The sequence below is a fragment of the Mesorhizobium sp. W050 genome, assembly GCF_054719535.1.
In genome coordinates, this window is the sequence record NZ_JBTTIH010000001.1 from 1,742,498 (window position 1) to 1,769,169 (window position 26,672).

At 64.0% G+C, this 26,672-nt stretch carries 22 protein-coding genes; 8 read left to right on the top strand and 14 right to left on the bottom strand.

All coding sequences use genetic code 11. The annotated features are described in order from the left end of the window. Positions 1-203: 203 nt before the first annotated feature. Positions 204-1,679, bottom strand: a complete 1,476-nt coding sequence (locus tag ACYG9Y_RS08315; protein ID WP_023706065.1) for an ABC transporter substrate-binding protein — start codon at positions 1,677-1,679, stop codon at positions 204-206. Positions 1,680-1,800: 121 nt separating this feature from the next. After that, positions 1,801-3,081: an acetylornithine deacetylase/succinyl-diaminopimelate desuccinylase family protein gene (locus ACYG9Y_RS08320; RefSeq protein WP_023706064.1), complete on the bottom strand. Its 1,281-nt coding sequence runs from the start codon at positions 3,079-3,081 to the stop codon at positions 1,801-1,803. A gap of 222 nt (positions 3,082-3,303) precedes the next feature. Between ACYG9Y_RS08320 and ACYG9Y_RS08325 the strand changes: the two genes are divergently transcribed. Then, complete coding sequence (locus ACYG9Y_RS08325) at positions 3,304-3,735, top strand: L,D-transpeptidase (protein WP_023681747.1); 432 nt, start codon at positions 3,304-3,306, stop codon at positions 3,733-3,735. 13 nt (positions 3,736-3,748) lie between these two features. Here ACYG9Y_RS08325 and ACYG9Y_RS08330 read toward each other — a convergent pair whose 3' ends face one another. The 7 genes from ACYG9Y_RS08330 to ACYG9Y_RS08360 all read right to left on the bottom strand — a co-directional run bounded on the left by ACYG9Y_RS08330 (position 3,749) and on the right by ACYG9Y_RS08360 (position 12,595). Further along, positions 3,749-4,756: a lipid A biosynthesis lauroyl acyltransferase gene (locus ACYG9Y_RS08330; RefSeq protein ID WP_031201580.1), complete on the bottom strand. Its 1,008-nt coding sequence runs from the start codon at positions 4,754-4,756 to the stop codon at positions 3,749-3,751. A 4-nt stretch (positions 4,757-4,760) separates the two neighbouring features. Further along, positions 4,761-5,789 carry a zinc-binding dehydrogenase gene (locus tag ACYG9Y_RS08335; RefSeq protein WP_023696479.1) on the bottom strand — a complete coding sequence of 343 codons (1,029 nt, stop codon included), beginning with the start codon at positions 5,787-5,789 and terminating at the stop codon, positions 4,761-4,763. Positions 5,790-5,825: 36 nt separating this feature from the next. Continuing rightward, on the bottom strand, positions 5,826-7,097 hold the full coding sequence (locus ACYG9Y_RS08340; protein WP_023696480.1) for a beta-ketoacyl-ACP synthase: 1,272 nt from the start codon (positions 7,095-7,097) through the stop codon (positions 5,826-5,828). Between the two features lie 42 nt (positions 7,098-7,139). Further along, the gene (locus ACYG9Y_RS08345) at positions 7,140-8,333 is read right to left on the bottom strand and encodes a beta-ketoacyl-ACP synthase (protein ID WP_023696481.1); all 1,194 of its coding nucleotides are present in this window, start codon (positions 8,331-8,333) and stop codon (positions 7,140-7,142) included. Between the two features lie 55 nt (positions 8,334-8,388). Beyond that, the gene (locus ACYG9Y_RS08350; RefSeq protein WP_010909964.1) at positions 8,389-8,670 is read right to left on the bottom strand and encodes an acyl carrier protein; all 282 of its coding nucleotides are present in this window, start codon (positions 8,668-8,670) and stop codon (positions 8,389-8,391) included. A 209-nt stretch (positions 8,671-8,879) separates the two neighbouring features. Continuing rightward, positions 8,880-9,428, bottom strand: coding sequence for a histidine phosphatase family protein (locus ACYG9Y_RS08355; protein WP_023691044.1), 549 nt, complete (start codon positions 9,426-9,428; stop codon positions 8,880-8,882). A gap of 98 nt (positions 9,429-9,526) precedes the next feature. Beyond that, complete coding sequence (locus ACYG9Y_RS08360; RefSeq protein WP_023739074.1) at positions 9,527-12,595, bottom strand: caspase family protein; 3,069 nt, start codon at positions 12,593-12,595, stop codon at positions 9,527-9,529. A gap of 145 nt (positions 12,596-12,740) precedes the next feature. Here ACYG9Y_RS08360 and ACYG9Y_RS08365 point away from each other — a divergent pair, with 145 nt between their 5' ends. The 3 genes from ACYG9Y_RS08365 (at position 12,741) to ACYG9Y_RS08375 (ending at position 16,624) form a co-directional block, all read left to right on the top strand. Further along, positions 12,741-13,691, top strand: a complete 951-nt coding sequence (locus tag ACYG9Y_RS08365; RefSeq protein ID WP_023681741.1) for an AEC family transporter — start codon at positions 12,741-12,743, stop codon at positions 13,689-13,691. A 250-nt stretch (positions 13,692-13,941) separates the two neighbouring features. Next, on the top strand, positions 13,942-15,399 hold the full coding sequence (locus tag ACYG9Y_RS08370) for an NAD-dependent succinate-semialdehyde dehydrogenase (RefSeq protein ID WP_023670445.1): 1,458 nt from the start codon (positions 13,942-13,944) through the stop codon (positions 15,397-15,399). Between the two features lie 205 nt (positions 15,400-15,604). After that, positions 15,605-16,624 (top strand): aldose epimerase family protein, encoded by a 1,020-nt coding sequence (locus ACYG9Y_RS08375; RefSeq protein ID WP_023739073.1) that lies wholly within the window; start codon positions 15,605-15,607, stop codon positions 16,622-16,624. Between the two features lie 4 nt (positions 16,625-16,628). On the opposite strand, the gene ACYG9Y_RS08380 is transcribed toward ACYG9Y_RS08375, so the two are convergent. Beyond that, complete coding sequence (locus ACYG9Y_RS08380) at positions 16,629-17,549, bottom strand: sugar kinase (protein ID WP_023739072.1); 921 nt, start codon at positions 17,547-17,549, stop codon at positions 16,629-16,631. A gap of 154 nt (positions 17,550-17,703) precedes the next feature. On the opposite strand from ACYG9Y_RS08380, the gene ACYG9Y_RS08385 reads away from it, so the two are divergent. Both ACYG9Y_RS08385 and ACYG9Y_RS08390 read left to right on the top strand, forming a co-directional pair. Further along, on the top strand, positions 17,704-18,147 hold the full coding sequence (locus tag ACYG9Y_RS08385; RefSeq protein ID WP_023739071.1) for a FixH family protein: 444 nt from the start codon (positions 17,704-17,706) through the stop codon (positions 18,145-18,147). 4 nt (positions 18,148-18,151) lie between these two features. Then, positions 18,152-19,351, top strand: a complete 1,200-nt coding sequence (locus ACYG9Y_RS08390) for a cytochrome-c peroxidase (RefSeq protein WP_023739070.1) — start codon at positions 18,152-18,154, stop codon at positions 19,349-19,351. Position 19,352: 1 nt separating this feature from the next. On the opposite strand, the gene ACYG9Y_RS08395 is transcribed toward ACYG9Y_RS08390, so the two are convergent. Then, complete coding sequence (locus tag ACYG9Y_RS08395) at positions 19,353-19,805, bottom strand: Lrp/AsnC family transcriptional regulator (RefSeq protein ID WP_023739069.1); 453 nt, start codon at positions 19,803-19,805, stop codon at positions 19,353-19,355. A 164-nt stretch (positions 19,806-19,969) separates the two neighbouring features. On the opposite strand from ACYG9Y_RS08395, the gene putA reads away from it, so the two are divergent. Continuing rightward, a complete protein-coding gene (gene putA, locus ACYG9Y_RS08400) occupies positions 19,970-23,578 on the top strand; it encodes a bifunctional proline dehydrogenase/L-glutamate gamma-semialdehyde dehydrogenase PutA (protein ID WP_023739068.1) in 3,609 nt (1,202 codons plus the stop codon). 87 nt (positions 23,579-23,665) lie between these two features. Continuing rightward, the gene (locus ACYG9Y_RS08405; RefSeq protein WP_023681735.1) at positions 23,666-24,730 is read left to right on the top strand and encodes a glycosyltransferase; all 1,065 of its coding nucleotides are present in this window, start codon (positions 23,666-23,668) and stop codon (positions 24,728-24,730) included. Between the two features lie 45 nt (positions 24,731-24,775). Here ACYG9Y_RS08405 and ACYG9Y_RS08410 read toward each other — a convergent pair whose 3' ends face one another. The 3 genes from ACYG9Y_RS08410 to ACYG9Y_RS08420 form a co-directional block, all read right to left on the bottom strand. Then, complete coding sequence (locus ACYG9Y_RS08410; RefSeq protein ID WP_023739067.1) at positions 24,776-25,090, bottom strand: antibiotic biosynthesis monooxygenase family protein; 315 nt, start codon at positions 25,088-25,090, stop codon at positions 24,776-24,778. Positions 25,091-25,145: 55 nt separating this feature from the next. Next, the gene (locus ACYG9Y_RS08415) at positions 25,146-26,105 is read right to left on the bottom strand and encodes an energy transducer TonB family protein (protein ID WP_023681733.1); all 960 of its coding nucleotides are present in this window, start codon (positions 26,103-26,105) and stop codon (positions 25,146-25,148) included. Between the two features lie 127 nt (positions 26,106-26,232). Further along, the gene (locus ACYG9Y_RS08420; protein WP_023739066.1) at positions 26,233-26,667 is read right to left on the bottom strand and encodes a hypothetical protein; all 435 of its coding nucleotides are present in this window, start codon (positions 26,665-26,667) and stop codon (positions 26,233-26,235) included. Positions 26,668-26,672: the final 5 nt, after the last annotated feature.

Sequence of the window (26,672 nt, forward strand, 5' to 3'; positions counted from 1 at the left end):
TTCCCGCCCACCCCCCTCTGTCCTGCCGGACATCTCCCCCGCAAGGGGGGAGATCAGCAGGTTCTGTGTCGTCGACCAGCGTTCAACGTTCGCGATAGGCGAAAGCGGAGATGATAGCCCGATCTCCCCCCTTGCGGGGGAGATGCCCGGCAGGGCAGAGGGGGGTGTGACGGAGCGCAAACGCCGCCCTTTGGCCCGCCGCCTCAATCCGTCCACTTCACCTTGGTCAGATCATTCGCCTGGATCGGCGCATTCTCCCACAGGCCCTGCAGCTTGACGTCCCAGACGCCGACCTTCGGCAGTTCATAGAGGAACCCCACCACGGCGTCGTCGGCCAGGATCTTCTGTGCTTCGCCGAGCAGCGTGTTGCGCTTGGCGTCGTCGGAGGTGAGGTTCAGCTCGGCGATGATCTTGTCGAAGGCGGGGTTGTCGTAGTTGAAGTAGTAGTCCTTGCGCGAGTAGATATCGATGTCGTTGGGCTCGGTGTGGGAGACGATGGTCAGGTCGTAATCCTTCTTGGTGAACACCTGATCCAGCCACTGCGCCCATTCGACTGGAATGATTTCCAGGTCGATGCCGACATCGCGCAGCTGCGAGGCGATGATCTCGCCGCCAAGCCGTGCATAGGAAGGCGGCGGCAGCTTCAGCGTCGCCTTAATGCCGTTTTCGAAGCCGGCTTGCTTCAGCAGCTCCTTGGCCTTGTCGACATTGTGCGGGTACAGGCCGGTGAGGTCGACATAGGCCTTGCTGGCGGGCGACATGTGCGAGCCGATCGGCACGCCGAGGCCGGCCGAGGCGCCGTCGATGATCGCCTTGCGGTCGAGCGCGAAGGCAATTGCCTGCCGCACCTCGAGCTTGTCGAAAGGCGGCTTCTTGTTGTTGATCGCCAGAATGGTCTCGCCCTCAGTCGAGCCGATCACCACCTTGAAGCGCGGATCGTCCTTGACCTGCGCGACGCTGTCGGGATCGAAGAAAGGGAAAGCCTGGATGTCGCCGGAGAGCAGCGCCGGCACGGCGGCGGCGGCGTCGGGAACGATGCGGAACTCGGCCTTGTCGAGGAACACCGGGGCGCCCCAGTAAGTGTCCGATTTCACCAGCGTGATCGACGAGCCCTTGGCCCAGCTCTGGAATTTGAACGGGCCGGTGCCGATGGGCTTTTCCTTGTTGGTGTCGGCGCTCTCGGGCGCCACGATCACCGCGTCGCCCCAGCCCAGATTGTAGAGGAACGACCCCTGCGGGTTCTTCAGCGTCACCTTGACCGTCGTCGGATCGACGACTTCGACCGTATCGATGGAGGCGAACAGGGCTTTTTGCGCGTTGACCGAATTGTCGGCGCGGGCGCGGTCGAGCGAGAACTTCACGTCGCCGGCGTCGAAATCGCTGCCGTCATGGAATTTGACGCCGGTGTGCAGCTTGAAGGTGTAGACCTTGCCATCGTCGGAAATGGCCCAGCTCTCGGCAAGGTCGGGCAGCACTTCGCCATTCGGACCGATGCGGGTCAGGCCCTCGAAGACGTTGGCGTAGAGCACTTCGTCGATCGCCGCGGCAGCACCGGCGGTCGGATCGAGATGTGGCGGCTCGAGCGTAATGCCGATCACCAGGTCGGTGCGTGCGGCAAATGCCTGACTGCCGGCCAGTGCCAGCACCGCGGCGGCAAGAATGGTTTTCCACAATTTCATCGTGCAACTCCCAAATGCTCGAACCCTGGTGCGATAGAAGCGTGATTTCGAGGTGGAGTAAATTGCGTTTCGTGCTCCGCAGCGGCGCGGGGAGGAATGTTTTTTCAGCGAAGTCGATGGTTCAGTCCGCGGCCGTGCCCCTAAGCAGCACATTCAGCCCGATCGCCATCACCTTGGCCGACTCCACCATATCAGAGATACCGACCCATTCGTCGGGCCGGTGGGCGAGGTCCAAAATGCCCGGGCCATAGGCGATGCAATCATAGATGTGGCCGATGCGGGCGATGTGCTTCTGGTCGTAAGTGCCTGGTGAAATGACATAATCCGGCTCACGGTCGAAGATCGCCATGATGCCTTGCGCCACCGCCTTGACCACCGGCGCGTCGCGCTCGGTCATCAGCGGCAGCACCTCCATCAGGTCGCGAATCTCGTAGTCGAACTTTTTGCGCTCGCGCTTCAGCCGGTCGAGGATATCGGTCACCTCGCTCTTGACCGTGGCAAGGTCCTCCTCGAGCAGGAAGCGGCGGTCGATGGTCAGCCGGCAGGCGTCGGGCACGTTGGGTGAGGGCAGGCCGGGGCGGAAATCCTCGGTCTGGCCGCCATGGATCGAGTTGATGTTCATGGTCGAGCGCTTTGCGCCTTGGGGCACGACAGGCATGCGCGTCACCTTGCGGTCGAGCGCCGGAAACAGTTCATCCTCGAAGGCCTGCAGCACGGCGCCCATGTGGCGCACCGCATTGTCGCCGAGGAACGGCATCGAGCCATGCGCGATCTCGCCCTTGGTCTCGATCTCCGCCCACCAGACGCCGCGATGGCCAAGACAGATGCGGTCCTTGTTCAGCGGCTCCGGGATGATGACGTGGTCGACCTTGGGTTTCGAGAAATAGCCAAGCTTCGCCAGATGGGCGACGCCGCCGAAGCCGCCGGACTCCTCATCGACCGTGCCCGAAATTTCGATGGCGCCGGGAAAGTCGGGGAATACCTCCATGAAGGCTTCCGCCGCGATGATCGAGGCGGCCATGCCCCCTTTCATGTCGCAGGCGCCGCGGCCGTAGACCTTGCCGTCCTTCACCACCCCGGCAAAGGGATCGACGCTCCAGCCTTCGCCGGCTTCGACCACATCGATGTGCGAGTTGAAATGGACACAGGCTCCAGGCGAGCGGCCGTCGAAGCGGGCGACGACATTGACGCGGGGATAGCGGTCGGTGTCGCCGGGCGTGCCTTCGGCGCGGATGAATTCGGTTTCGAAGCCAAGCCTGCCTAGGCGCGCACCGATATATTCGGCGCAGGGGCGATAGGCTTCGCCAGGCGGGTTGATGGTCGGGAAGCGGATCAGGTCGGCGGTCAGTGCGACCAGGTCATCAACACGGGCGTCTATCGCTTTGAAGAGTCGTTTGTTCATTCCCGGATTTGAGCAGGCAAGGGGGTGGTTTTGCAAGCATCGCGCCACTGGCGCCGAAACTTCGTGTCGCAGCGGCAACTATGGCGGAAAATCGTTCAAATTCGCTGCTTTAGATTGGCGAATTTATCAAGGAGTGTGTGTTAGATCACTCACCTGTCGTTAAAAAGATGAAAAACCGCGTGATGACAGGGCAGGCAAGGGGCATCAAAGGGGTTTGATCTCATGACTAAAATCGTTCTCATGGCAGCTGCTTTTGCGGCGATGCTGTTCGGCACGTCCATCGAAAGCAGGGCTGCCTCGCTGGTGGCCAGCATCGACGTCTCGTCGCAGACCATGACCGTCAGCCAATACGGCCAGGTGCTTTATCGCTGGAGCGTGTCGACCGCCCGCAGTGGCTATTTCACGCCGCGCGGCACCTATCGGCCGCAACGCACGGCGCGGATGTGGTATTCGAAGAAATACCACATGTCGCCAATGCCTTACTCGGTGTTCTTCCACGGCGGCTACGCCATCCACGGCACCGGCGCGGTCAGGCAGCTAGGGCGTCCGGCATCGCATGGCTGCGTGCGGCTGCACACCGCCAATGCCGCGATGTTCTATGCGATGGTGCGCGAAGTCGGCTTCGGCAATACGCGGATCGTTGTGACGAACTGAGGCTTTCGACGACTTAAGATTGACGCTGCCCCTGGCCGGTGGCGTTGGCCTGTCCGCGCCGGCGGCGACGCCGGCCTGAGATTTCCCACCTTTTGTGGAACCACATCCACTGTCCCGGATCTTCGCGCACCCAGCGCTCGACCACGTCGGCGAGCAGTTGGGTGGTGGCCGCGACATCGACGCTGCCGCTTTCATTGCGCGGCAAGGTCAGCTTGTCCTCGATCTCGAGGCGGAAGCGGTTGCCTGGCAGCCGCACACATCGCGCCGGATAGACGTCGCAATCATAGTGACGGGCGAGCATGCCCAGAACCGGATTGCTCTGGCATGGGCGATTAAAGAAGATCGTCTCCAGTCCGCTGGAGAATTTCTGGTCGACCAAAACGCCGATATTGCCGCCTTTCTCCAGAATCGACGCCAACGCGAAGGAGGCGCCGGTCGAAGACGGCAGCAAGGCGCCCATGCTCGAACGCCGCGTCGAATGGATATAATCGGCGAGGTAAGGATTGTTCGGCGGACGAAACAGCGCCGTGATCTTCATGCCGAACGTCGCGGCAGCCACCGGCAGCAATTCAAAATTGCCGAGATGGCCGGTGAACAGGATATGCGGTTTGTCCTCGCCAGCTATCTGATGGAAATGGTCGGCGCCGCCAACTTCGACGCGGCCGGGCGTCGCTGCGTTCGGATCATAGTCGAAGAGCGCGTCAAGAAAGATGTATTCGGCGGCGAGCCGGGCCATGTTGCCCCACATGTCGGAGGCGATGGCCTCGATCTCGACATCGCTCTTTTCGGGATAGGCAAGGCGCAGATTGCTGATGGCGACGCGGTGGCGCCCGACGCGCGGACCGATGCGGCGTGCGGCGCGGTCGGCAAAATTGAGCGCGCTGTCGGCGGGCAAAAGGCGCAGCAGCGAAATGATCGTCATCGCCGCACGCGCCACCAGCCAGTGCTCCATCTGGCGCAGCCGCCTGCCATAGCGGAACATGAAGTCCCGGCGGGCTTTCTTGAACACCTTGCCGACCATGGTCCTAAGAAACGCGCAGGATGATCTTGCCGAACACGTCGCGGCCTTCCATGCGCTTCAGCGCGGCGTCGATGCCGTCGAAGCCGACCTCGGTGTCGATAACAGGTGCTACCTGTCCCGCCGCCATCTTCTGCATGGCGTTGGCCATGTTCTCCATGCGGCAGCCGAAGGACCCGAGCAGCTTCAGCTGCTGCTGGAACAGCTGCATCAGATTGATCTGGGTCGACACGCCGGAGGTCGAGCCGCAGGTAACGAGGCGGCCGCCGCGCTTGAGGCACAGCATCGAGGCGGCAAAGGTGTCGGCGCCGACATGTTCGAACACGACATCGACGCCCTTCTTCCTGGTAAGCTTGCGCACGACGCCTTCGAAACGGTCGTCGCGGTAGTTGATGATATGGTCGGCGCCGAGCGCCTTGGCCTTGTCGATCTTGTCGTTGGAGCCGACCGTGGTGATGATGGAGCAACCCATGCGCTTGGCCAGCTGGATCGCCGCCGAGCCGATGCCGGAGCCCCCGGCATGGATGAGGATGGTTTCGCCGGGCTGCAGCTTGGCATTGTCGAACAGCATGTGCTCGACGGTGCCGAAGGTGACGGGGGCGACGGCAGCGCCGACATCGGTCACGCCTGGAGGGGCCGGGACCAGCAGGCGCGCCGGCAGGTTGATCTTCTCCTGCGCAAAGCCGTCGAGATGGAAGCCGTGGACGCCCGAGACATGTTCGCAGAGATTGTCACGGCCTTCGCGGCAGGCGCGGCAAAGGCCGCAGGTGCGCGCGCCGTAGATCGACACCAATTGTCCGGGCAGCAGGCTGGAGACGCCGGGGCCGACAGCTTCGACCTCGCCGGAGGCTTCGGCGCCGACGACCAGCGGCAGCTTACGCTTGGCGAAGGCCATGCCACGCCAGCCCCAGACGTCGATATGGTTCAGCGCCACCGCCTTGATGCGCAGCGTGACTTCGCCCAATGTGGGGGGCGGCGGGGGCGGCAGGTCCACCGTTTCAAGACGGCGGTCCTCGATAAGTTGCAGTGCGCGCATGGAGCCTGTCAGTTCAGTCTGGCTGAAAAAAGTCGCTTAGACCGGTTCCCGCGCCATGACAAGGCAAGTGTTCTGGCCGCCGAAGCCGAACGAGTTCGACAGCACCGTGCCGACTTCGGCATTGCGCTTCTTGTTGGGCACCACGTCGAGCACGATTGCCGGGTCGGGATTGTCGTAGTTGATGGTCGGCGGAATGACGCTTTCGCGCATGGTCATCAGCGAAAACGCCGCTTCGACGGCGCCGGCCGCCGACAGCGTGTGGCCGATCATCGACTTGTTGGACGAGACCGGCATCGAGCCGATGCGATCGCCGAACACGGTCGACAGCGACAGATGCTCCATCTTGTCGTTTTCCGGCGTCGAGGTGCCGTGAGCGTTGACGTAGTCGATCTCGTCCTTGCTCAGGCCGGCATCCGCAAGGGCGGCGCGGACTGCTGCGATCGCCGGCGAACCGTCGGGCTTGGAACGGGTGCGATGGAAATCATCGGCCTTTTCACCGCAGCCGCGCAGGATGCCGAGAACGCTGGCGCCCCGGGCAAGGGCTGCCTCAAGCGATTCCAGCACCAGAGCGCCGGAGCCTTCCGCCAGCACAAAGCCGTCGCGGTCCTTGGAGAAGGGTTTTGACGCCTTTTCAGGGATGTCATTGTGGGTCGACAGCGCCGAGAGCAGCGAAAAGCGGATCAGCGCCTCGGCGGTTGCCGAACCGTCGGCGCCGATCGACAGCGCCCGGTCGCATTCGCCGCGGCGGATCGCTTCGACGCCGAGCTGGATGGCGGTGGCGCCCGAAGCGCAGGCCGTCGACAGCGTGATCGGCAGGCCGCGCGTGCCAAAGCGGTCGGCCAGCCGGTCGGCGATCGCGCCGAACTGCGTGCTTGCGAACGTATCTGTTTCCTTCAGCCCGCGCGCCACCCTGAGCAGCCTTTCGGCGCCGGCGCCTTTGCCGTCGGAATTGTAGAGCGCGAAGCGATCCTGCCAGTCGAGTTCGACCGGCGGCGAGGCGAGGAACAGAGGCCCGCCAAAATCAGAGGAATCGAGGCCGGATTCGGCCACCGCCTCATTCGCGGCGGTTTCGGCCAGTTCGTAGGTCAGCAGGCTGGCGCCTTTCGAGCTTGAGTCGAGGAAATCGACCATGCCGGAGATGCGGGTGTTGAGGTGGTCGACGGGAAAGCGGGTGATCGGGTGGATGCCCGATTTGCCGGAGGTCAGTGCCGCCCAGTTATCGGCCTTGCCGATGCCGAGCGACGTTACCACGCCGATGCCGGTGACGGCGACGATCGGCCTGCCCATGTGATCTCTGAGATTGGCCATCCGGAACCTCTTAACTTTGCAGCATGATCGCGCAGCGCTGCTTCAAGCAGCAGCGTTGACCAGAGCCATGCCCTCGAATTGGTGATAGCCGATCGCCGTTGCGATCACCGTTTCGGGAATGCCTTCGAACGGCTTCTCGGCCGCGGCGTCGAAAACGGGGTAGGCGGCCTTGCGGTCGACGGCCAGGGCGGCGAGGGCGACCGCGAATGGAAACTGCGCTTCCTTCATATGCCCGGTCAGCGTCGCGAAGCCGCGCGCCGATATCGCCGGATTGGCATCCAGCGCTGCCTTTTCGGCTGACGTTGCGGTATGCGCCCCGGATGCGCCCGACAGGGCCAGCAACTTGCCGTTCGGGAGAGCCGCCTGTTTGAGCAATGCCGCGATCTCGGCGTCAAGCTCGCCGCGCGAGCGCCGGGCGCGGCCTGAGATGACCGGTCCGAGCTCGGCATAGATTTTCCGCCCACGGCTTTGCGCGTGTTCGCGCTGCTCCAGCACCAGGAAGGCGCCACCGGAGCCGGAGACCAGGCCGCCGCCCTCGGCGCCCTGTCTCTGCCAGACCGGCTTCCATGGGCCGCGATGCAGATAACCGGCCAGCTCATAGCCGAGCAGCATGTCGGAATGTTCGGTCTGGAAGGCGCCGCCGACCAGTATGTGCGTCGACTGTCCGGAGCGGATGCGCGCGGCGGCGGTCTCGACGGCGGCGACGCCAGCACCTTCCTCGCCCATGAAGGTCCTCGACGACCCCGTCACCTTGTGGACGATGGAGATGTTGCCGGCGAGCAGATTGGAGAGCTGGGCCAGGAAAAGCGTCGGCCGCAATTCGGTGGTCAGTTTCTCGTTGAGCAGCACGTCGCGGTCGTTGCGGCTCTCGGACGCGGCGAGGATGGCGGCATCGACCGCCTCGTCCCGCTCGCCGCCGCCGGCGGCCACCACCATGTCCATCGTCGTGCAGAGATCGTCATTGCCCTTGATGCCGGCGTCGTCCAGCGCCATGCCGGCGGCATAGGTGCCCAGCCTCTGCCAGGTTTCCATCTGCCGCTGGTCGCCGCGCTTGGCGATCTGCAGGTTCCAGTCGATCTCCGGCAGGGGATGCACGGTGTAGGGCGCAAAGCGCGCGGCTTCGAGCACCGGCTGCAAGCCGGGCTGCGCCAGCTTCTGCCAGTGGGTATCCGGACCCTCTCCCAGCGAGGAGACAAGGCCGATACCGGTGATGACGACGTCGCGACGGCTGCTCATGAGCGGCTTTGTGGGTCAGGCGGCGCAGCCCGTCAAGGCCGCGCGCCAGCCGATATCAGGCGGTCTTGGCGGCGACCAGCGCGTCGATCTTGGCGCACAGGTTCTTCATGACGAAGTAATCGTCGGTCGAAGCCTTGCCGTCATTGACTTCCTGGGTCCACTTTTCCAGCGGCACCTTGATGCCGAATTCCTTGTCGATGGCAAAGACGATATCGAGGAAATCGAGACTGTCGATTCCGAGATCGTCGATCGTGTGGCTCTCGGGAGTGATGGTGTCGATATCGATCTCGCTGGTGTCGGCAATGATCTTGGCGACTTTGTCGAACGTGGTGGACAAGGGCTCTTCCTTCGGTTGCGGGCGGAATCTGTCCGCATCTGGTTTGGGCGCTGTCTAATCGGTTTTTTCCGGCAGGAAAAGGCCTGATGCGCCGGGCGCAGATGGGATGGCCCTCCCGTGAAGACAAGAAGGGCCGCCCGACAAGCCGGCGGCCCTCCCAGTTGACGTTACGTCAGCTTAGTTTTCACGGAGCTTGACCACTGGCTTTCTCAGAACGTGACGCGGCCGAGCACGCGCAAGCCATCGCCCTGCGGCTCGACCACCACCGCTTCGCCCTCGCGCGGCGAGACGCCGGTCAGCGCGACGATGTTTTCGAGATGCGTGACCATGACCAGATTGTCGGAACCGGTGTAGGCGCGGATTTCCTTCATCACCGCGTCGAGCTGCGCGGCCTTCTCGGTCGGATCGCTCCTCAGGAGGTCGAGAGGCGCAAAAAGCTCCGGCTCCGCCTCGAAGGCGATGCGGGCGGTGTCGAGGCAGCGGCAATAGCGGCTGGACAGCACCCGCTCGATGGGGGCGGCGCGGGCGCCGAACAGCGCGCCGATCTTGCTCGCCTGCTGCTTGCCGCGCGCCGATAGATTGACCTGGGTGGCGCAGTTGTCGATGTCGAAATTGGCGGGGTCGGTGGTGCCGGTGACCAGTGCGTGGCGAAGCAGCACGACATGGCCGCCGTCACGCAACAGCGCCCAGCCGGCGTCGGTCGCGTGGGCGACGGCGGGAACAGCAAGCAGGAACAGCGACAGCACAAATCGAATCATCGAAACCTTTCCGGGAGCCGGATGCCGCTCCGGTCATTCTGATATAGGGATCGGAAAGCCGGCACAAAGACAAGCGAAAGGCGAACCCTCGGTTCGCTTCACATTTTCGCCATTTGCTTCTTCGCCAGCTCGATCTTCTGATCGGTGAGCGGGATAGGGATGGTGTAGCCGGCTTCGGTGAAGCCCTGCTTGGCGTTCTCGAAGAATTCGATCGCCTTGAGATATTCCGGCTTGCCCGCGCCATAGCTGGCGCGGTTCCAGTGGACGTCGCCGATATTGTTCTGCTCGAAGGCCCACTGCAGCGGCTGACTTTCGCGCGTAAACACCTTCAGCGCCGCCGTGAACGCCGCTTCGGCGTCGTTGAGATATTTGTCGGTCCGCTGGAGATTGCCGAGGTTGAGCAGGCTCATACCGATGCCATTTTGAGCGTTGGCCCAGTCGACCGGCGCGGCCTCGATGGTGAGTATTTCGAGCGCGGCTCGCCGCGCCGCAATCGAATCCTGCAGGGTCTTGGCATCGCCATTGCCCATGCTCAACCAGTGCAGCGTCGAGCCAAGGCCGGCCTGGGCCATTGCCCATTGCCGCGGGTTCGTCTCGCGCTTGTACTCGCGCAACGCATTGCCGTAGGCGTCGACCGCCTCGCTGTAATGCTCGGGCTTGTCGGTGACGCCGCCGAGAAGCTGCAGCGTGTTGCCGAGATTGTAGTAGCTCATCGCCCAGTCCTGCGGGAACTTCCGCCTGACATAGACCTGCCGTGCCGCCTGGAAGGCTGCCGCCGACTGTTCCAGCTTGGCCGCATCACGCGTGCGCTGGCCCAGCGTCTGATAGATCGAGCCGAGATTGTTCTGGGCTGACGCCCAGTCCATCGGGAAGCGCTTGCGGGTAAACACCGTCAGAGCGTCGTCATAGGCAGCAGCAGCTTCTTCGAGCGTAGCCGTGCCCATATCGAAGCGGGCGATACCGCTCAGCGCATTGCCCAGGTTGAGGCGGCTGGTCGCCCAGGACACCGGGAAAGTCTCGCGGGTTCGCACTTCCAGCGCGGCGCGAAACGCGTCGGCCGCCTCGTTGATCTTCGCCTTGTCGTTGAGCTGGATGCCACGCGTTACAAGCGTGTTGCCGAGATTGTTCTCGACCATCGCCCATTCCACGGGTGCTTTCTCGCGTGTGTATTCCTCAAGCGCCAGCCGGTAGGCTGCTTCCGCCTGGGTGAGATGCTCGCCGGCAGGCTCACGCTCGGAGAGTGCATAGAGCGCGAGGCCTAGATTGTTCTGCGAACCGGCCCAGTCCAACGGCAGCTTGTCGCGCGGACGCTTCTCAAGGGTGGCGCGCGTCGCCGCCACCGCTTCATTGAGACGCTTCGGGTCGCTCTCGCGTTCGCCGATCTTCAGAAGCACGTTGGCCAGGTTGTTCTGCGCCGCGGCCCAGTTGCGGTCGTCCTTCTCGCGCTCGAAAACGGCAAGCGAACCGCGGAAGATCTGCGCTGCCTCTTCCAGATGCGCGGTCTCGGTTTCGCGTTCGCCGATGGTTTGCAGCACGACCGCCATGTTGTTGCGAGTGATTGCCCAATCGCGGCTCTGTTCGCCATTGGGAATGAAGTTCAAGATGACATGATAGGCCTCGATGGACTGTTGTAGCGCATCGAGGTCGCCGGTGGCGTAGCCATGAGCGTTCAACGCCTCGGCCTCCTGGTTCTTGTAGTTCCAGCGCAGCTTTTCGTCCCACTTCTCGACCAGCGAATACGCCTTGGCATAGTCGTTGGCGGCGGATTTGTAGTCGAAGACCAGCGCGGCGGCGTCGGCGCGTTTGGCATAGATGGCGGCGTCGGCGATGCGCTTTTGCCGGAGCAGGTCCTCGGCCTCATCCACCGCACCGCTGTTTTCCTCGATCCGGCCGACCGCGTCGTCGAGGAATTTGCGCGCCGTCACCATGGCGCCCTGGCCTATGGCCTTGTCGGCGGATGCGACCAGGCGACTGATCTCGGGATCGTCGGTGCGTAATGCGGCGCGCTCGGCCATCATCTTCTTCAGACGCTCGGCCTGGCTGTCCAGCACCTTCTGCAGGTCGTTGGGATCCTCAGGGATCTTTTCCGTGCCGAGCGCCTTGAGCACGCCGTAGAGCGCGTCAAGGGGCACGCCGTCCTGGAGAGAAGCCAACTCCACCTGAGCCCGTTTGGGATCGGGCAGGTCGGAAATGGTCAGCAGCAATTGCCGCCGCTCACCGGTGATCAGCCCGTCGTCGCCGGTCGGTTCCGGCGGCGCGACGCCGAAATAGAGCAGGCGACGCAGACTCTCGCTGACCCAGGGGCGCTGCTTTGCCTTGGTGTCGAGATAGACCTCCTCGGTGACCATGCGCATGACCGAGCCGAATTCCGTGCCTTTCATCGCGGTGAGGTGGCGCAGCAGGGCGGCGGCGTAGGGGCTGTTTTCGCCGGCTGCGCCATCAAGTGCGGGTCGGCCCGGCTCGGCGGCGAAGCCGACCACGGTTCCCAGGCTCGCATCGGCGGCTGGTGCATTGCCGAGGGCCTTGGCGCCGCGCACCGGTTCCAGCCCGCCGGCGCCGACAGGCTCGGCGGAAGCCGTCGGCCCCCGGCGCACCACGGCATCCGGCGGAAACGGGTTGGTGCGGCAGGCGTCAAGCAGCACGATCGTCACCGGCACGGTCTTTTTCAGCTCGTCCATGACGGCTGAAATCGGCACCAGCGCCTCACCGGCATTTTTCAACGACGAGACGTCGGCATCGACCGGCACCAGATAATTCTCGCCGCCCGCCTCGATGCCGTGGCCGGAATAATAGATGAAGGCGACGTCGGCGCCTTCGGCATCCTCGACGAAGCGATCGAGATCGCGCTTCAGTTTGGCGGCATCGCGATCGGTGACGTTGCGGGCATCGAAGCCGAGGTCGGTAAGCATCTTGGCCATGTCGCGGGCGTCGTTGGCCGGGTTGGCAAGGGCTGCGATGTGCTCGTATTTCGACTGGCCGATGATCAGCGCCACGCCCTTGAGACTTTTGGTCTCGGCGGCCTGGGCCTCAGATACGCCAAGGCAAAGCAGTATAGCGACGAAACCCGCCAGCCACCCCTGTCTGACCAGCCACACTTGTCTGACCAGCCACTCCTGTCTGACCAGCCACTCCCGTCTGAAATGACGCTGTTTCGGCGTCGCAACCATTCGCTGTGTGTCCGCCCTGACGATCCCAAGCCTGTATAGCGCTGCCACCCGACCATGATCAAATTCAGGCGCCGGGCGGATCGAGGATCAGTTTCTGAAGATCATGGCGATTGCGCTGGAATCCGGGCTCGCCTATCCCTGAAAAATGTCTCCGCTCACCGAAACCGTTCTTTTCGTCTTCAGCCTCGTCGCGCTCGGCTATGTCACCGGGCTCACCGGCTATCTGAAACCGGCCAGCGGGGACGGCATCTCCGAATTCGCCATCAACGTCGCGATGCCGCTGCTGCTGTTTCGGACGATGGTGAATTCGGATTTCCACGGCGTGGCGCCCTGGTCGCTGTGGGGTGCTTATTTCGCGGCGGTTGCAATGACATGGGCCGCCGGCCATCTGGTGACGACACGGATCTTTGGGCGGGACGCGCGCACCGGCATCGTCGGTGGAGTGTCGTCATCCTTCTCGAATGTGGTGTTGCTGGGCATTCCCTTCGTTCTCGGCGTATTCGGGTCCAGCGGATTCGAAGTGCTGTCGCTGCTCGTTTCCGTGCATCTGCCGACCATGATGATGGCTTCGATCATCATGTTCGAGATATTTGGCCGCGGCGGCAGCGAGCCCGTACACCCGCTGCGCATCATCCAGAGCTTTCTGAGAAGACTGTTCACCAATCCGTTGATCATCGGCATCCTGGCCGGGCTGGCATGGCGCCTCACCGGCGCGCCGCTGCCGAACCTTGCCATGCGACTGGCCGATGCGCTGGCTAACACCGCCGGGCCGGTGGCGCTGTTCGCCATGGGGCTCAGCCTGCGCCGTTTCGGCATTTCCGGTAACATCCGACCGGCGCTGGCGCTGTCGACGCTGAAACTGTTCCTGATGCCGGCGCTGGTGCTCGGCCTGGTCTGGCTGTTTGGCCTGCCGCCCTTGACGGCCAAAGTGGCGGTCGTGGTGGCGGCGCTGCCGTCCGGCATCAATTCCTATCTCATCGCCGTGCAGTTCAACACCGGCCAGGCGCTGGCGTCGAACCAGATGACCATCGCCACGGCAAGCGCGGTTGTTACAACCGCCTTTTGGCTGACGGTGGTGGTGCATGTCTTTGGGTAGGCTTGGTCTTCTGTAAGGCTGGTCTTTGGCAAGGCTGGTCTTTGGCAAGGCTGCGGCCCAAACTAATTTACATGTGAATTTCTCTGGCGTTGGGCTGGCCCAAAGCCTATATGCCATCTTGCAATTGCTTGCCGGGCTTGCCCTAGGTAAAGAGCAGTGGCTTCAGCGTGTCGGCTCCGCCGCCATTGTGCACGCTCGTTCAAGAGATCCAGGAAACCGGCCCGTCAATGCGCCGAACGGAGGCTAGACCATGCTGCAGAAAACCAGCCATTTCATGCGCCAGGCCAATCTCATCAATGGCGAATGGGTGCAGGCCGACAGCGGCCAAACGGTCGACGTCAACAACCCGGCCACCGGTCTCAAGATCGGCACCGTGCCGAAGTCGGGCAAGGCGGAAACCCGCCGCGCCATCGAAGCCGCAAGCGAAGCCTTCAAGACCTGGCGCAAGACGACCGCGCTGGAGCGCTCGAAGCTGTTGCGCAAGCTGCATGACGCGATGATGGACAATCAGGATGTGCTGGCCGAACTGCTCACCATCGAGCAGGGCAAGTCGCTCGCCGAATCCAAGGGTGAGATCGGTTCGGCTGCCGCCTACATCATGTGGTTTGCCGAGGAAGGCCGCCGCACCTATGGCGATGTCGTGCCATCACCATGGGGCGATCGCCGCATCCTGGTGACCAAGGAGCCGGTCGGCGTCATTGCCGCCATCACGCCGTGGAATTTCCCCTCCTCCATGCTTGCCCGCAAGCTCGGCCCCGCGCTTGCCGCCGGCTGCACCGCCGTGGTCAAGCCGGCTTCGCAGACGCCGTATTCCGGCCTCGCATGGGGCGCGCTCGCCGAGGAAGTCGGCTTCCCCAAGGGCGTCATCAACATCCTGACGGGTGCTGCCGGCGAAATCGGCGACGAGATCTGCGCCAATCCGCTGGTGTCGAAGATCACCTTCACCGGCTCGACCGAGATCGGCAAGCTGCTGATCCAGAAGTCGTCCGTCACCGTCAAGAAGGTCTCGATGGAACTCGGCGGCAATGCGCCGTTCCTGGTCTTCGACGATGCCGACCTTGATCGCGCCGTCGCCGGCGCCATCACCGCCAAATACCGCAATTCCGGCCAGACCTGCGTGTGCACCAACCGCTTCCTGGTGCAGGCCGGCATCTACGACAAGTTTGTCGAGAAGCTGGCCGCTGCCAGCAATGCGCTGAAAGTTGGCTCGGGCCTGGAAGAGGGCGTGCAGCAGGGACCGCTGATCGACGTGAAGGCGGTCGAGAAGGTCGAGGAATTCATCGCCGACGCCACGTCGAAGGGTGGCAAGGTCGTTGCCGGCGGCAAGCGCCACGCGCTTGGCGGCTCATTCTTCCAGCCGACCGTCATCGCCGATGCGAAGCCTGACATGCGCTTCATGAAGGAAGAGATTTTTGGCCCGATCGCCCCGGTGTTCAAGTTCGAGACCGAGGAGGAAGCCATTGCGCTTGCCAACGACACCGAGTTCGGCCTTGCCGCCTATTTCTACACCGGCGACCTCGGCCGCGCCTTCCGGGTCATGGAAGGCCTGAAATACGGCATGGTCGGCGTCAATGAAGGCCTGATCACCACGCCGGAAGCGCCGTTCGGCGGCGTCAAGGAATCGGGCCTCGGCAAGGAAGGCGGACATCAGGGCATCGAGGATTATCTCGACACCAAATATGTCTGCATTGGCGGCCTCGGCCTCTAAATCATTGACGGGCAGGGCAGGGCAGGCCGCGGGCCGGCCCTTGCCAGACGACATTCAGCCGGACTGGAGCGGTTCAGCGTTTCACGGAAACGCCGAACCGCTCCAGTTCTTTGTTTTTTGCAATTCCGGACGGAAAACCGTTTCACACTTTTGCTGGAATTGCTCTAAGTCGATAGATCGACGAATTAGCATTTGGACATAGAAGATGAAGGACGGCGAAGTCTTCGGCACGACGCAGGCAGGCGAACCCGTTCGCCGTTTCACCATCCGGGGCGGCGGCGTCAGCGCCAACATCATCGGGCTCGGCGCAATCATCCAGGATCTGCGGCTCGCCGGTCACGACGCGCCGCTGGTGCTGGGCTACGACCGCTTCGAACCTTACGAGACCGACCGGGCCTTCTTCGGCGCGGTCGTCGGCCGTTACGCCAACCGCATCCGCGACGGCCGCTTCACCATTGCCGGCCAGCGCTACCAGACCGAGCGCAATTTCCTCGGCAAGCACACGCTGCATGGCGGCTCGGAGGGCTTCTTCCACCGGCCGTGGACGGTTTCGCTGCACGGCCGGGATTTTGTCACGCTGACCCTGCACGATCCCGAGGGCACGATGGGCTTTCCCGGCGCGCTCGACGTCACCTGCACCTACCGGCTGAAGATCCCCGGCACGCTCTCGATAGAATTGACCGCCACCTGCGAGGAGCCGACGCTGTGCAACCTGGCGCAGCATTCCTATTTCAATCTCGACGATGGCGGCACCGGTGACATTCTCGACCACCGGCTGATGCTGAATGCCGGCGCCTATACGCCTGTCGATGGCGAGATGATCCCGACCGGCGTCGTCAAACCTGTCGACGGCACGCCCTTCGACTTCCGCCAGGCGCGGCCGCTGCGCATGGAAACGGAAGGCGGGCAGCTTCCTTACGACGTCAATTTCTGCCTGGCGTCAGCCCGGGGCCCGCTTCACCAGGTGGCGTGGGCGCAAGGCGCCAATTCCGGCGTCGAGATGGAGGTCTGGACCACCGAGCCGGGCCTGCAGCTTTACACCGGCCAGTATGTCGCGCCGACCTCGGGCGGCCTGGACGGACGGCGCTACAAGGCGTTTTCCGGCTTTTGCCTGGAAGCGCAGACGTGGCCCGACGCGCCGAACCGGCCCTATTTCCCACAGGCCACGCTGTGGCCGGGCCAGATCTATCATCAGGTGACGGAATATCGTTTCAGGCTTCCCTAAGGTCTTAGCCCTCGAAAGCGGTTCTTAGAACCTCGAACGGCGCCAGCGCGCCTCGCACCTGCACGACAGCGGCGGCGACGCGATGCGCGCGCTGCACGGCATCCGCCGGGGCATGGCCGGCAAGCCGGGCGGCGAGATAGCCGCCATTGAAGGAATCGCCGGCGCCGGTGGTGTCGACCGGGGTGGCGACATGCTGGGCCGGAACCGGCTGCAGGGCTCCGCCAGCAGCGATCAGCGCGGGCTTCTCGCCATTCTTGACGACGACTTCGCCGACGAGTTTTCCGAACCGTTCGGCGGTCGCTTGCGGTGCCGAGTCGCCAAACAGCATCTGCTCGTCGGGAAAGGTCGGCAGCGCGATGTCGGTGACGGCAAGCGCGTCGAGGATCGCGGCTTGCGCCTCCTCGCGGCTCTGCCACAGGCGCGGCCGGTAGTTGGGGTCGAAGGCGACGAGCGAACCGGCAGCCCGCGCCTTGGCCACTTCTGCCAGCAACGTCTTGCGCGCGGCGGCATCCAGAATTGCCAAGGTGATTCCGGAAAAATACACAAGAGCCTGGTTTTCAAGGCTTTTTGCCAAGGCGGCCGGGTCCGAGGCAAGCCGCCTGGCCGCCGCGTCGCTGCGCCAATAGGTGAAGGCGCGTTCGGCGCCGGTCAAGGTGATGGCGTAGAGGCCGGGCCGCGCGCCTGGGATGACCGGGCTGGCGCCGATGTCGATGCCGTTTTCGGCGAAGAACGAAATCTGGCCCTGCGAGAAGGGATCGTCGCCGAAGGCCGAGACATAGGTCGCCGGCCGCTCGCCGCTCAGCGCATGCAGCGCCCACAACGTGTTGAACGTGTCGCCGGCAAAGCCCATGCGCCAGTTCGGCCCGGCCTGGCCGGACAGCTCGAGCATGCATTCACCGATCGAAGCGACGCCGTCTGCTGCCATGTATCTGTCTCCGGACCAGTTCGCTGCTGTAGCTTTTTGCGGCCGGCAGCGCCATGCTTGGCGGCGGCGGTTTTTTGCGCCAGAAGCGTTTTCCCACAGAAGCGGCGGGACGCGAATTGCTTCCCGAGACGTTATGTCCAGAAGAGGAACCGGTTTGGCATCGATATGGCGTTATCTTCTTGCGGGCGTTGGTCTGGCCGCCTTGCTGGCTGGCATATTGGCGATCGTCTATCTGACCGCGCCGCAGTCGGCGCCGGGCCCCGATGTTTCGCGCTCGAAGAAGACGGCGAACGGCTTGTTTGTCGCCAGCATTCAGCCGGAACGCGGCGTTATCCGGCAAGGCGAACTGCAATCCTGGTTGCTGACCCTGAAGACGGTCAAGGGCGATTCCGTGGAAGGTGCGGCGATCTCGGTGTCCGGCGGCATGCCGCAGCACAATCACGGCTTGCCGACCAGTCCGCAGGCGACCGATTATCTTGGCGAGGGGCGTTACCGCATCGAGGGGCTGAAATTCACCATGAGCGGCGTGTGGCAGTTGCGCTTCGCCATTTCGGCGGCGGCCGGTTCCGACACGGTCGTCTTCAACGTGGTGCTGTGAGCGGATGAACGGCCTGTTGCGCCTTCTGGCATTGGCGGCGGTCGTGCTCGTTGCCGGCTGCGGCAAACCGGATTTTTCCGATGCCGAGAAGAAGACCATCGCTTCGCTGGCGCTGAACACCTTGCCGGCGCTCAAACCCGACACCACCAACCGGTTCGCCGACGTGCCGGCCGCCGCCGCCTTGGGCTCCACTCTGTTCTTCGACCAGGGCATGAGCCGCGACGGAAACGTATCCTGCTCGACCTGCCACAAGATCGACCGGCAGTTCCAGGATGACCTGCCGCAATCCGTCGGTGTCGGCCGCACCAACAGGCGCTCGATGCCGCTGGCCGGCATCGCCCGCAATCCGTGGTTCTTCTGGGATGGACGGCGCGACAGCCTGTGGGCGCAGGCGCTGACGCCGCTGGAAAATCCGCTCGAGCAGGCGGGGAACCGCGCGGCCTTCGCGCATTACATCCAGAAGCGGTTCGGCGAGCGCTATGAGCGCATCTTCGGGCCACTGCCGGATCTTTCCGCCGTGCCGGCCAACGCCAGCCCGCTCGGCAATGAGGCCGAGCAGGCGGCATGGAAGGCAATGACCGCGGCCCAAATGGACGACGTCAACCGCGTCTTTTCCAACATCGGCAAGGCGATCGCCGCCTTCGAACGGTCGATCGAACCGGCACAGACGCGCTTTGACCGCTTTGCCATCGATCTTGCGTCAGGCGCCAAGCCGAAAGCCGACGATGCCTTTTCGCCGGAGGAGATGCTCGGGCTGAAACTGTTCATCGGCAAGGCCAATTGCGTCACCTGCCATAACGGCCCGCGCTTCACCGACAACGCTTTCCACAACACCGGCGTGCGGCCGGTCAGGGATTTGCCATTGGATCGCGGCCGTTTCGATGCGGTGGCCCAGGTTCAGGCCGACCCATTCAACTGCTTCGGCGCCTTCCGCGATGGCGACGCCGGCGCCTGCGGAGAACTGCGCTTCATCGTCAAGGCAGCACCCGAACTGATGCGTGCTTACAAGACGCCGTCGCTGCGGGGCGCGGCGACACGGCCGCCCTATATGCATGCCGGACAGTTCTCCACGCTGGAGGAGGTGGTGGCGCACTACGCGAAGGCGGAGGCGGCCGTTGAAGGCACCTCCGAAGTGCACCCGTTGCAACTGTCGGACCGCGAACGCGCGGCGCTGGTGGCGTTTTTGAAGACGCTGTCGGAGTGAGCTAGCGATCCTTCACCGTCTCCATGGCCACGAAGGTCGAGGTCTGCGCAACATGCGGCAGTGCCGAGATGCGCTCGCCGAGCACGCGGCGATAGGCGGCGATGTCGGTGGTACGGACTTTCAGGAGATAATCGAAGCTCGACGCCATCATGTGGCACTGCTCGATCTCCGGCACGGCCTGCACCGCACGGTTGAAAGCATCGAGCGCGGCCGAGCGCGTGTCCGACAGTTTGACCTGGACGAAGGCGACATGGCCTTCGCCCATGCGCTCGCGATCGATGATCGCCTGATAGCCCCTGATATAGCCGTCCTTCTCCAGGCGCTTCACCCGCGCCTGCACCGGCGTCTTCGACAGGCCGACCTTGCCGGCCAGTTCCGACATGGACAGCCGCCCGTCGCGCGCCAGCGCCGACAGGATGTTTTTGTCGATGCGGTCCAATTGGTCTTCTGTCACCGGTATCACAGTCCACCTGATAATAATTTAACCGCAATGATAGACCGATCGGCCTGCCATGTCGATTTCTTTGGACCGGCCGAAAATGCGGCTCTGTGCTAGCTTGCGCCATTCGGTCCGGCGACCGCCGGCCCGCTCCCAGATGCTTGCTCCGCAGGACCGCCATGCCGCTCGACACCATCCGCCAGCAGATCCGCGCCAACTACCTGCCCGACGAAGACGCGGCTGTGAAGCGCTTGGCTGCCGCGACAGAACTTTCGGCCGATGACCGCAAAGCCGTCTCGGCCCGTGCCGCGGATCTGGTGCGCGCGGTGCGCGGCTCGTCCGACCCGCGGCTGATGGAGGTTTTTCTCTCGGCCTACGGCCTCTCCACCAAGGAAGGAGTGGCGCTGATGTGCCTGGCCGAGGCACTGCTGCGCGTGCCTGACACCGAGACTATGGACGACCTGATCGCCGACAAGATCGCACCGCATGACTGGTCGGCGCATTCGGGCGGTTCGAGCTCGATCTTCGTCAACGCCTCGACCTGGGCGCTGATGCTGACCGGCCGTGTGCTCGACGAAGGCGAGGGCGGCATTGAAGGCACGCTGCGCTCGATGGTTCGCCGACTGGGCGAACCGGTGATCCGCAAGGCGGTCGCCGCCGCCATGCGCGAAATGGGCGAGCAGTTCGTGCTCGGCCGCACCATTGCGGAAGCCGTCAAGCGCGGCAAGTCGATGATCCAGAAAGGTTATCTCTATTCCTTCGACATGCTGGGCGAGGCGGCCCGCACCAAGGCCGACGCGCTGCGCTACCTCAAGGCCTATGCCGATGCGATCTCCTCGCTCGATTCAGGCTCCAACGGTCCCGATATCCGCCAGAACCACGGCATCTCGGTCAAACTGTCGGCGCTGCATCCGCGCTACGAAGAGGCACAGAAGGAAAAGATGCTGCCGGTGATGGCCGAGCGGCTGCTGTCGCTGGCGCTGGCCGCACGCCATTCGCGCATGGGCCTCAACATCGACGCCGAGGAGGCCGACCGGCTCGACCTGTCGCTCGACGTCATCGAGCGTGTGTTGTCCGAGCCGGAGCTTGCCGGCTGGAATGGCTTTGGCGTCGTCGTCCAGGCCTACGGCCCGCGCGCGGCCTTCACCATCGACTGGCTCTATGCGCTGGCGGAAAAGTACGACCGCAACATCATGGTGCGGCTGGTCAAGGGCGCCTATTGGGACACCGAGATCAAGCGGGCACAGACGCTCGGGCTTTCCGGCTACCCCGTCTTCACCCGCAAGGCCAACACCGATGTTTCCTACATGGCCTGCGCCAAAAAGTTGCTGTCGATGACCGACCGCATCTATCCGCAATTCGCCACGCACAATGCCCATACCGTCGCCGCCATCCTGTCGATGGCTGACAACCGTGACGCTTTCGAATTCCAGCGCCTGCACGGCATGGGCGAAGCGCTGCATGAGACGGTGCGCCGGGCCGAAGGCACGCGCTGCCGCATCTATGCGCCGGTCGGCGCGCACTCCGACCTCTTGGCCTATCTGGTTCGCCGCCTGCTGGAGAATGGCGCCAACTCCTCCTTCGTCCATCAGCTCACCGACGAGGACGTCGAGCCGGAGGATATTGCGCGCGATCCGCTCGAGACGGTCGAGAGCCAGGGCCCCGCCGCCAATCCGGCAATCGCTCGTCCTGCGACGATCTTCGGCGCTGGTCGGCGCAACTCGAAGGGGTTCGACATCACCGATCCGGTGACGCTGGCGGCGATCGACAAGGCCAAGGCGGCCTTTGCCGGGCCCGAGCGCTGGCATGCCAAGCCGATCACGCGCGCCGCCGGCTACGGCAAGCAGCGCCCGGTGGTCAATCCGGCAAAGCCTGCCGAGATCGTCGGCACGGTCGCCGAAGCCACCGTCAAGCAGGTCGCGACCGCGGTGCGCTTTGCTGTGGAAGCGCAGCCGGCCTGGGCGAAGCGTCCCGTTGCGGAGCGCGCCGCCATCCTCAACCGCGCAGCCGACCTCTATGAGGCCAATGCGGTCGAGTTTTTCGCGCTCGCCACCAGGGAAGCCGGCAAGTCGCTGGCCGACGGCGTGGCCGAAGTGCGCGAAGCCGTCGACTTCCTGCGCTACTACGCTGCCGAAGCGGCCAACAACGAAGCGGGCACCGAGGCGCGCGGCGCGATCGTGTGCATTTCGCCGTGGAATTTCCCGCTCGCCATCTTCACCGGCCAGATCGCGGCAGCGCTCGTCACCGGCAATTCGGTCATCGCCAAGCCGGCCGAACAGACGCCGCTGATCGCCTTCCGCGCCGTCGAGCTGCTGCGCGAGGCCGGCGTGCCGGAAGATGTGATCCAGCTTCTGCCGGGCGACGGCCCGTCGGTCGGCGGACCGCTGACCGCGCATCCGCGCATTGCCGGCGTCTGCTTCACCGGCTCGACCGAGGTTGCAAAGCTGATCGAGAAGCAACTGGCCGAGACGGCCGCGCCCGACGCCATGCTGATCGCGGAGACCGGCGGTCTCAATGCCATGATCGTCGATTCCACAGCACTGCCCGAACAGGCGGTGCGCGACATCCTGGCGTCCGCCTTCCAGAGTGCGGGTCAGCGCTGTTCGGCGCTGCGCGTGCTCTACGTGCAGAAGGATGTCGAGAAGAAGATGCTGGATATGCTGAAGGGCGCCATGGAAGCGCTCACCATCGGCGATCCCTGGCAGATTTCGACCGATGTCGGGCCGGTCATCGATGACGAGGCGCAGGAATCGATCCGCGAGTATTGCACCAAGATGGGGCTTCAGGGCCGGTTGATTGCCAAGCTCGAAGCACCGAAGGACGGCCGCTTCGTTGCGCCGCATGTGTTCCGGGTCAAAGGCATCGAGGAGATGGAGCGCGAAGTGTTCGGCCCGGTGCTGCATGTCGCCAGCTTCGACGCCGACGGGATCGACGCCGTCATCGCCGCCATCAACCGCAAGGGCTATGGCCTGACCTTCGGCCTGCACACCCGCATAGAAGGCCGCGTCCAGCATTTCGTCGACGGCATCCACGCCGGCAACATCTATGTCAACCGCAACCAGATCGGCGCGGTCGTCGGTTCGCAGCCCTTTGGGGGCGAGGGGCTTTCGGGCACCGGGCCGAAGGCCGGCGGGCCGCATTATCTCCGGCGGTTCCGCAAGGGGCCGGAGGCGGGCACGGAGATTGCCGAGGGCCACAAGGTGACTGCGACCGAACTCGCCGACAATCTGCCCGATCCGACGCTTGGCGGCTGGTCGACGAGGCCGGACCGCATCGCCATTTTGAGAAAGCATTTGCGCGGCAAGGGCGCTGCAGCGATCGGCGCTGCAGCCGCCATCGATTTCGGCCAGGTCGACCTGCCCGGACCGACCGGCGAGGCCAACACGCTGTCGCTGTCGCCGCGTGGCCGGGTGCTGTGCCTCGGTCCGGACGCCGACACGCTGCTTGCCCAGACGATCCAGGCGCTGGCCGCCGGCAATGCGGTGCTGGCCGTGGCGCCGGGCGCGCCGGCAGCACTGTCGGCGCTGACCGGCAAGGGGTTGCCGCTGGCGGCCATAGACGGTCGGTCAGACCCAGTCGAAGCGCGTTCGCTGCGCGTCGATGTCGTCGCCTTCTCGGGCAGGCCCGAGGCGGCGCGGATCGTGCGCAAGGTCATTGCCGACCGCAGCGGGCCGATCGTGCCGCTGGTCAGCGAGGTGCTCAACCCGGCGGCCTATGCGCATGAACGCGCTGTCTGCGTCGACACCACGGCTGCCGGCGGCAATGCCAGCCTGCTCGCGGCGGCCTAGGGGGCTTTTCGCGGCTCGCTTGCCTGCGTCGGGTTGCAAGGGTATGCGCAAGGGACAGAGAGCAACTCGAGCGGGGCAGCGGAACAGATGGAAGACACGTCCCGGCCGTTTGAGCTGCCGCGGGTGGCGGTGGTCATCACCTGCTTCAACTATCGGCCGTACGTCGAACAGGCGATCCGCTCGGTGCTTGCGCAGACCTACCGGAATTGGGAATGCGTCATCGTCGACGATGCCTCGACGGACGGCTCGGCCGACCAAGTCCGCCAGCTCCTAAGGGATATAGACGACCCGCGCCTGCGCCTGATGGCGCGCACGGAGAATGGCGGGCAGATCGCCGGATTCCGCGACGGCTTTGCCGCAACCGACGCGCCTTTCGTCGCGTTTCTGGATTCCGATGACGTGTGGCTGCCGGATTTTCTCCTGGCGCATCTGTCCGCCCACCTCAACACGACGCATTCGGCCGCACTGTCGAGTTCCGATGTGTTCCTTGTCGATGGCGGCGGCACCTTGCTGGGCGGCACCTTCCTTGCCTTGCGCAAACCGCGGTCCGGACCGGATCGGAGTGGCGTCGCCATCGCGCCCGGTGGCCGGCTTGCCGGCATGGCGCCTGGGATCGCCTATGCATCGGAGCATCCGGTAACCTATTTCGCACCTGCGGTGACGGGCTGGCTGTGGTCGCCATGCTCGGCGATCATGTACCGGCGTGGCGCGCTGGAACCGGTATTGTCCTTCCCGTTCAAGGCCAAGGTCGGGACCGATTATCTGACGGCGACACTCGCGCACCAGGCCGGCGGCAGCCTCATCCTGTCAGAAGGTCTCGGCCTCTATCGCCTGCATGGCTCCAACCTGTCCACCGGAACTGCCTTTGCCGGCGGCAATGTGCGGCAAACGCCTGCATACAGGAGCTACAGGAGCGTGTTGGCGGCGGATGCCGCAGACTATTTGCTGGCGAATTCTGCCTGGCTCAGCGATCTCAACGGGCGCAATTTCATACCTGCATTCCTGACGCAGCATGTGCGCCAGTTCCCGGAGCTGGCCGGTGATCCGCGGTTGGCGCGCTACCTGACACGCGGACAGCCCTGGCGGCGGCTGCGCCTGCACATTGCCCAGCGGCTTCGGCGACTGGGCGGCCGGAATTCAACCGGAACATGAGGGCATCTGCCCGTCGTCAGATCTCGTCGACGGGTGAAATCTCAATCAGGCCCCTTCGACGACCGAAAAGCCTTCGAACTGCGGATTGCCGAGATAATGCACCTTCGAGGTGCCGGTGTTGCGGTGGGCGGCGCGAAAATTCTCGGATTTGGTCCAGGCGACGAAATCCTCATGGCTTGCCCACACCGTGTGCGAGGCAAACAGCGTGTAACCCTCGGCCTCGTTGACCGGGCCGCGCAGCAAGTGGAACTCTCTGAAGCCTTTCATTTCCGAAAGGCTGGAATCGCGGTTCTTCCAGACATCCTCGAAGGCGGTCTCGGAGCCGTTCTGGACCTTGAAGCGGTTCATGGCGATGTACATTGGGCTTCCTCTTGAATTGGTGGACGATGACATTTGGCGAAGGTCTGCGAGCTGGTTAAAACGGACCGATCCGCGCCCTGAACACCCAACTTGATAATCCGATCTCGGGTGGAATGGGCGGGAACGGGGCTTGCTGGCGCACCAGTTTCAAAGCGAATTGGTCTAGTTCGGCAGACCCTGAACTTTCGACAAGCTGCAAGTCGCTGACGCTGCCGTCAGCCATGACGACGAAATAGACCCTGGCATTGTTGCGAGCCTTAGCTTGAATTTCCTTCGAAACGCGCCGGTTAGCGCGGGCAAGCTTCTTTTGAATTTCACCGCCGTAACGAGATTCCATCGCATTGCCAGCCGCGTCCTGGTTTTTACCCTTGCTGGCAACCGCCGGTGCGTCGCGTTCTTCGCCATCTGCCGCACCGCGGGTATCTCCAGATCCGGCTGGAGGGGTCGGCCGCGGGCTCGGGACTGGTGGTTTGGCAGCAGGCAAATCAACGGCGGGCTCGTCGGCGGGCGGTGCCTCTGAACTTTGCGTTTGAACCCCTGGCGGAGTCGACGTCTCAGCGCTTGGGGCGACAGTTTGATCATTCGGGATGGCGGCCGTCAGTGTATCTGGCGCGGCGGTCGCCTGTTCGGCGGCTTCCGGCGCAGGCTTGGGCGCCGCCGGCTCCTTTACCGGTTGAGGCGCCTCGGTCGGCGGCACGGGTCGAACGGCCTCGGGCTTGGCCGGCTGCGGATCGGTTACCAGGGTAACATCGACCGCGTCGGGAGCCTGGCTGTCCAAGGCGCTGCCGACCACCTCGGCGCCCGATTGGTCGGTGCCTTCGGATTGTATCGCGTTACTGGAATCGAATGTCCCTGCGGGTCCGATGAAGAACGCCGCTGCGGCAGCGGCATGGAGCAGGCAGGACGCGACGATCGCCACAGTCCATTTGCGGTCCGCGGCTGCCGGCTGTGCGAGCTCGTCCATCGTAATCGCCGGTTCGTTGCCGGCGTCGGGGAGGGGGGTGATGTCCTGCATGGTTCGCGGCGAGACCTGCCGCGAGCGGGGTGGGATTGTCAAATCAAGATCGGTTGCCGGCCATGACGGCGGAGCTGCGACGGGTCGTGTCGCATTGTCGTGCAGGAAGGCGGGATGCAGACCCACCTCAAACGCCGAATGCGATACCGGTCTTGGTCTGCGTCTTCAGGCCGCGCATGCAGGCGCCCGGTTCGACGCCGGCGCATTCGGTGGCGCTGTTGATCAGCACGCGGCTGAGTTTGGTGCAGTCGGTGCCGGCGAGGTCGAAGCGGATCACCTTGGTCTTGCCGGCCGGCAGGTCCTTGAAGTCGAGCACGCTCAGGCGGCCGACCACGCCGGCCTCGTTGAACAGCGCGATTTCGAAAGCCGCCTTGGACAGATCGGCGCCGAGCGCATTGTTGACGACGAAGGTCAGCCGGCAACCCTTGTCCGAGGGCTGCACGGCATTGAGCTCGAGGCTGAGTTGCGGAGCCGGCGCGGACTGAGCCCACGCCGGCGCCAAGCCAAGCGACATCGCCAACGTCGAGGTCAGGAGCCGAAGCGATGCCGTCAAACTTGTCATGGGTG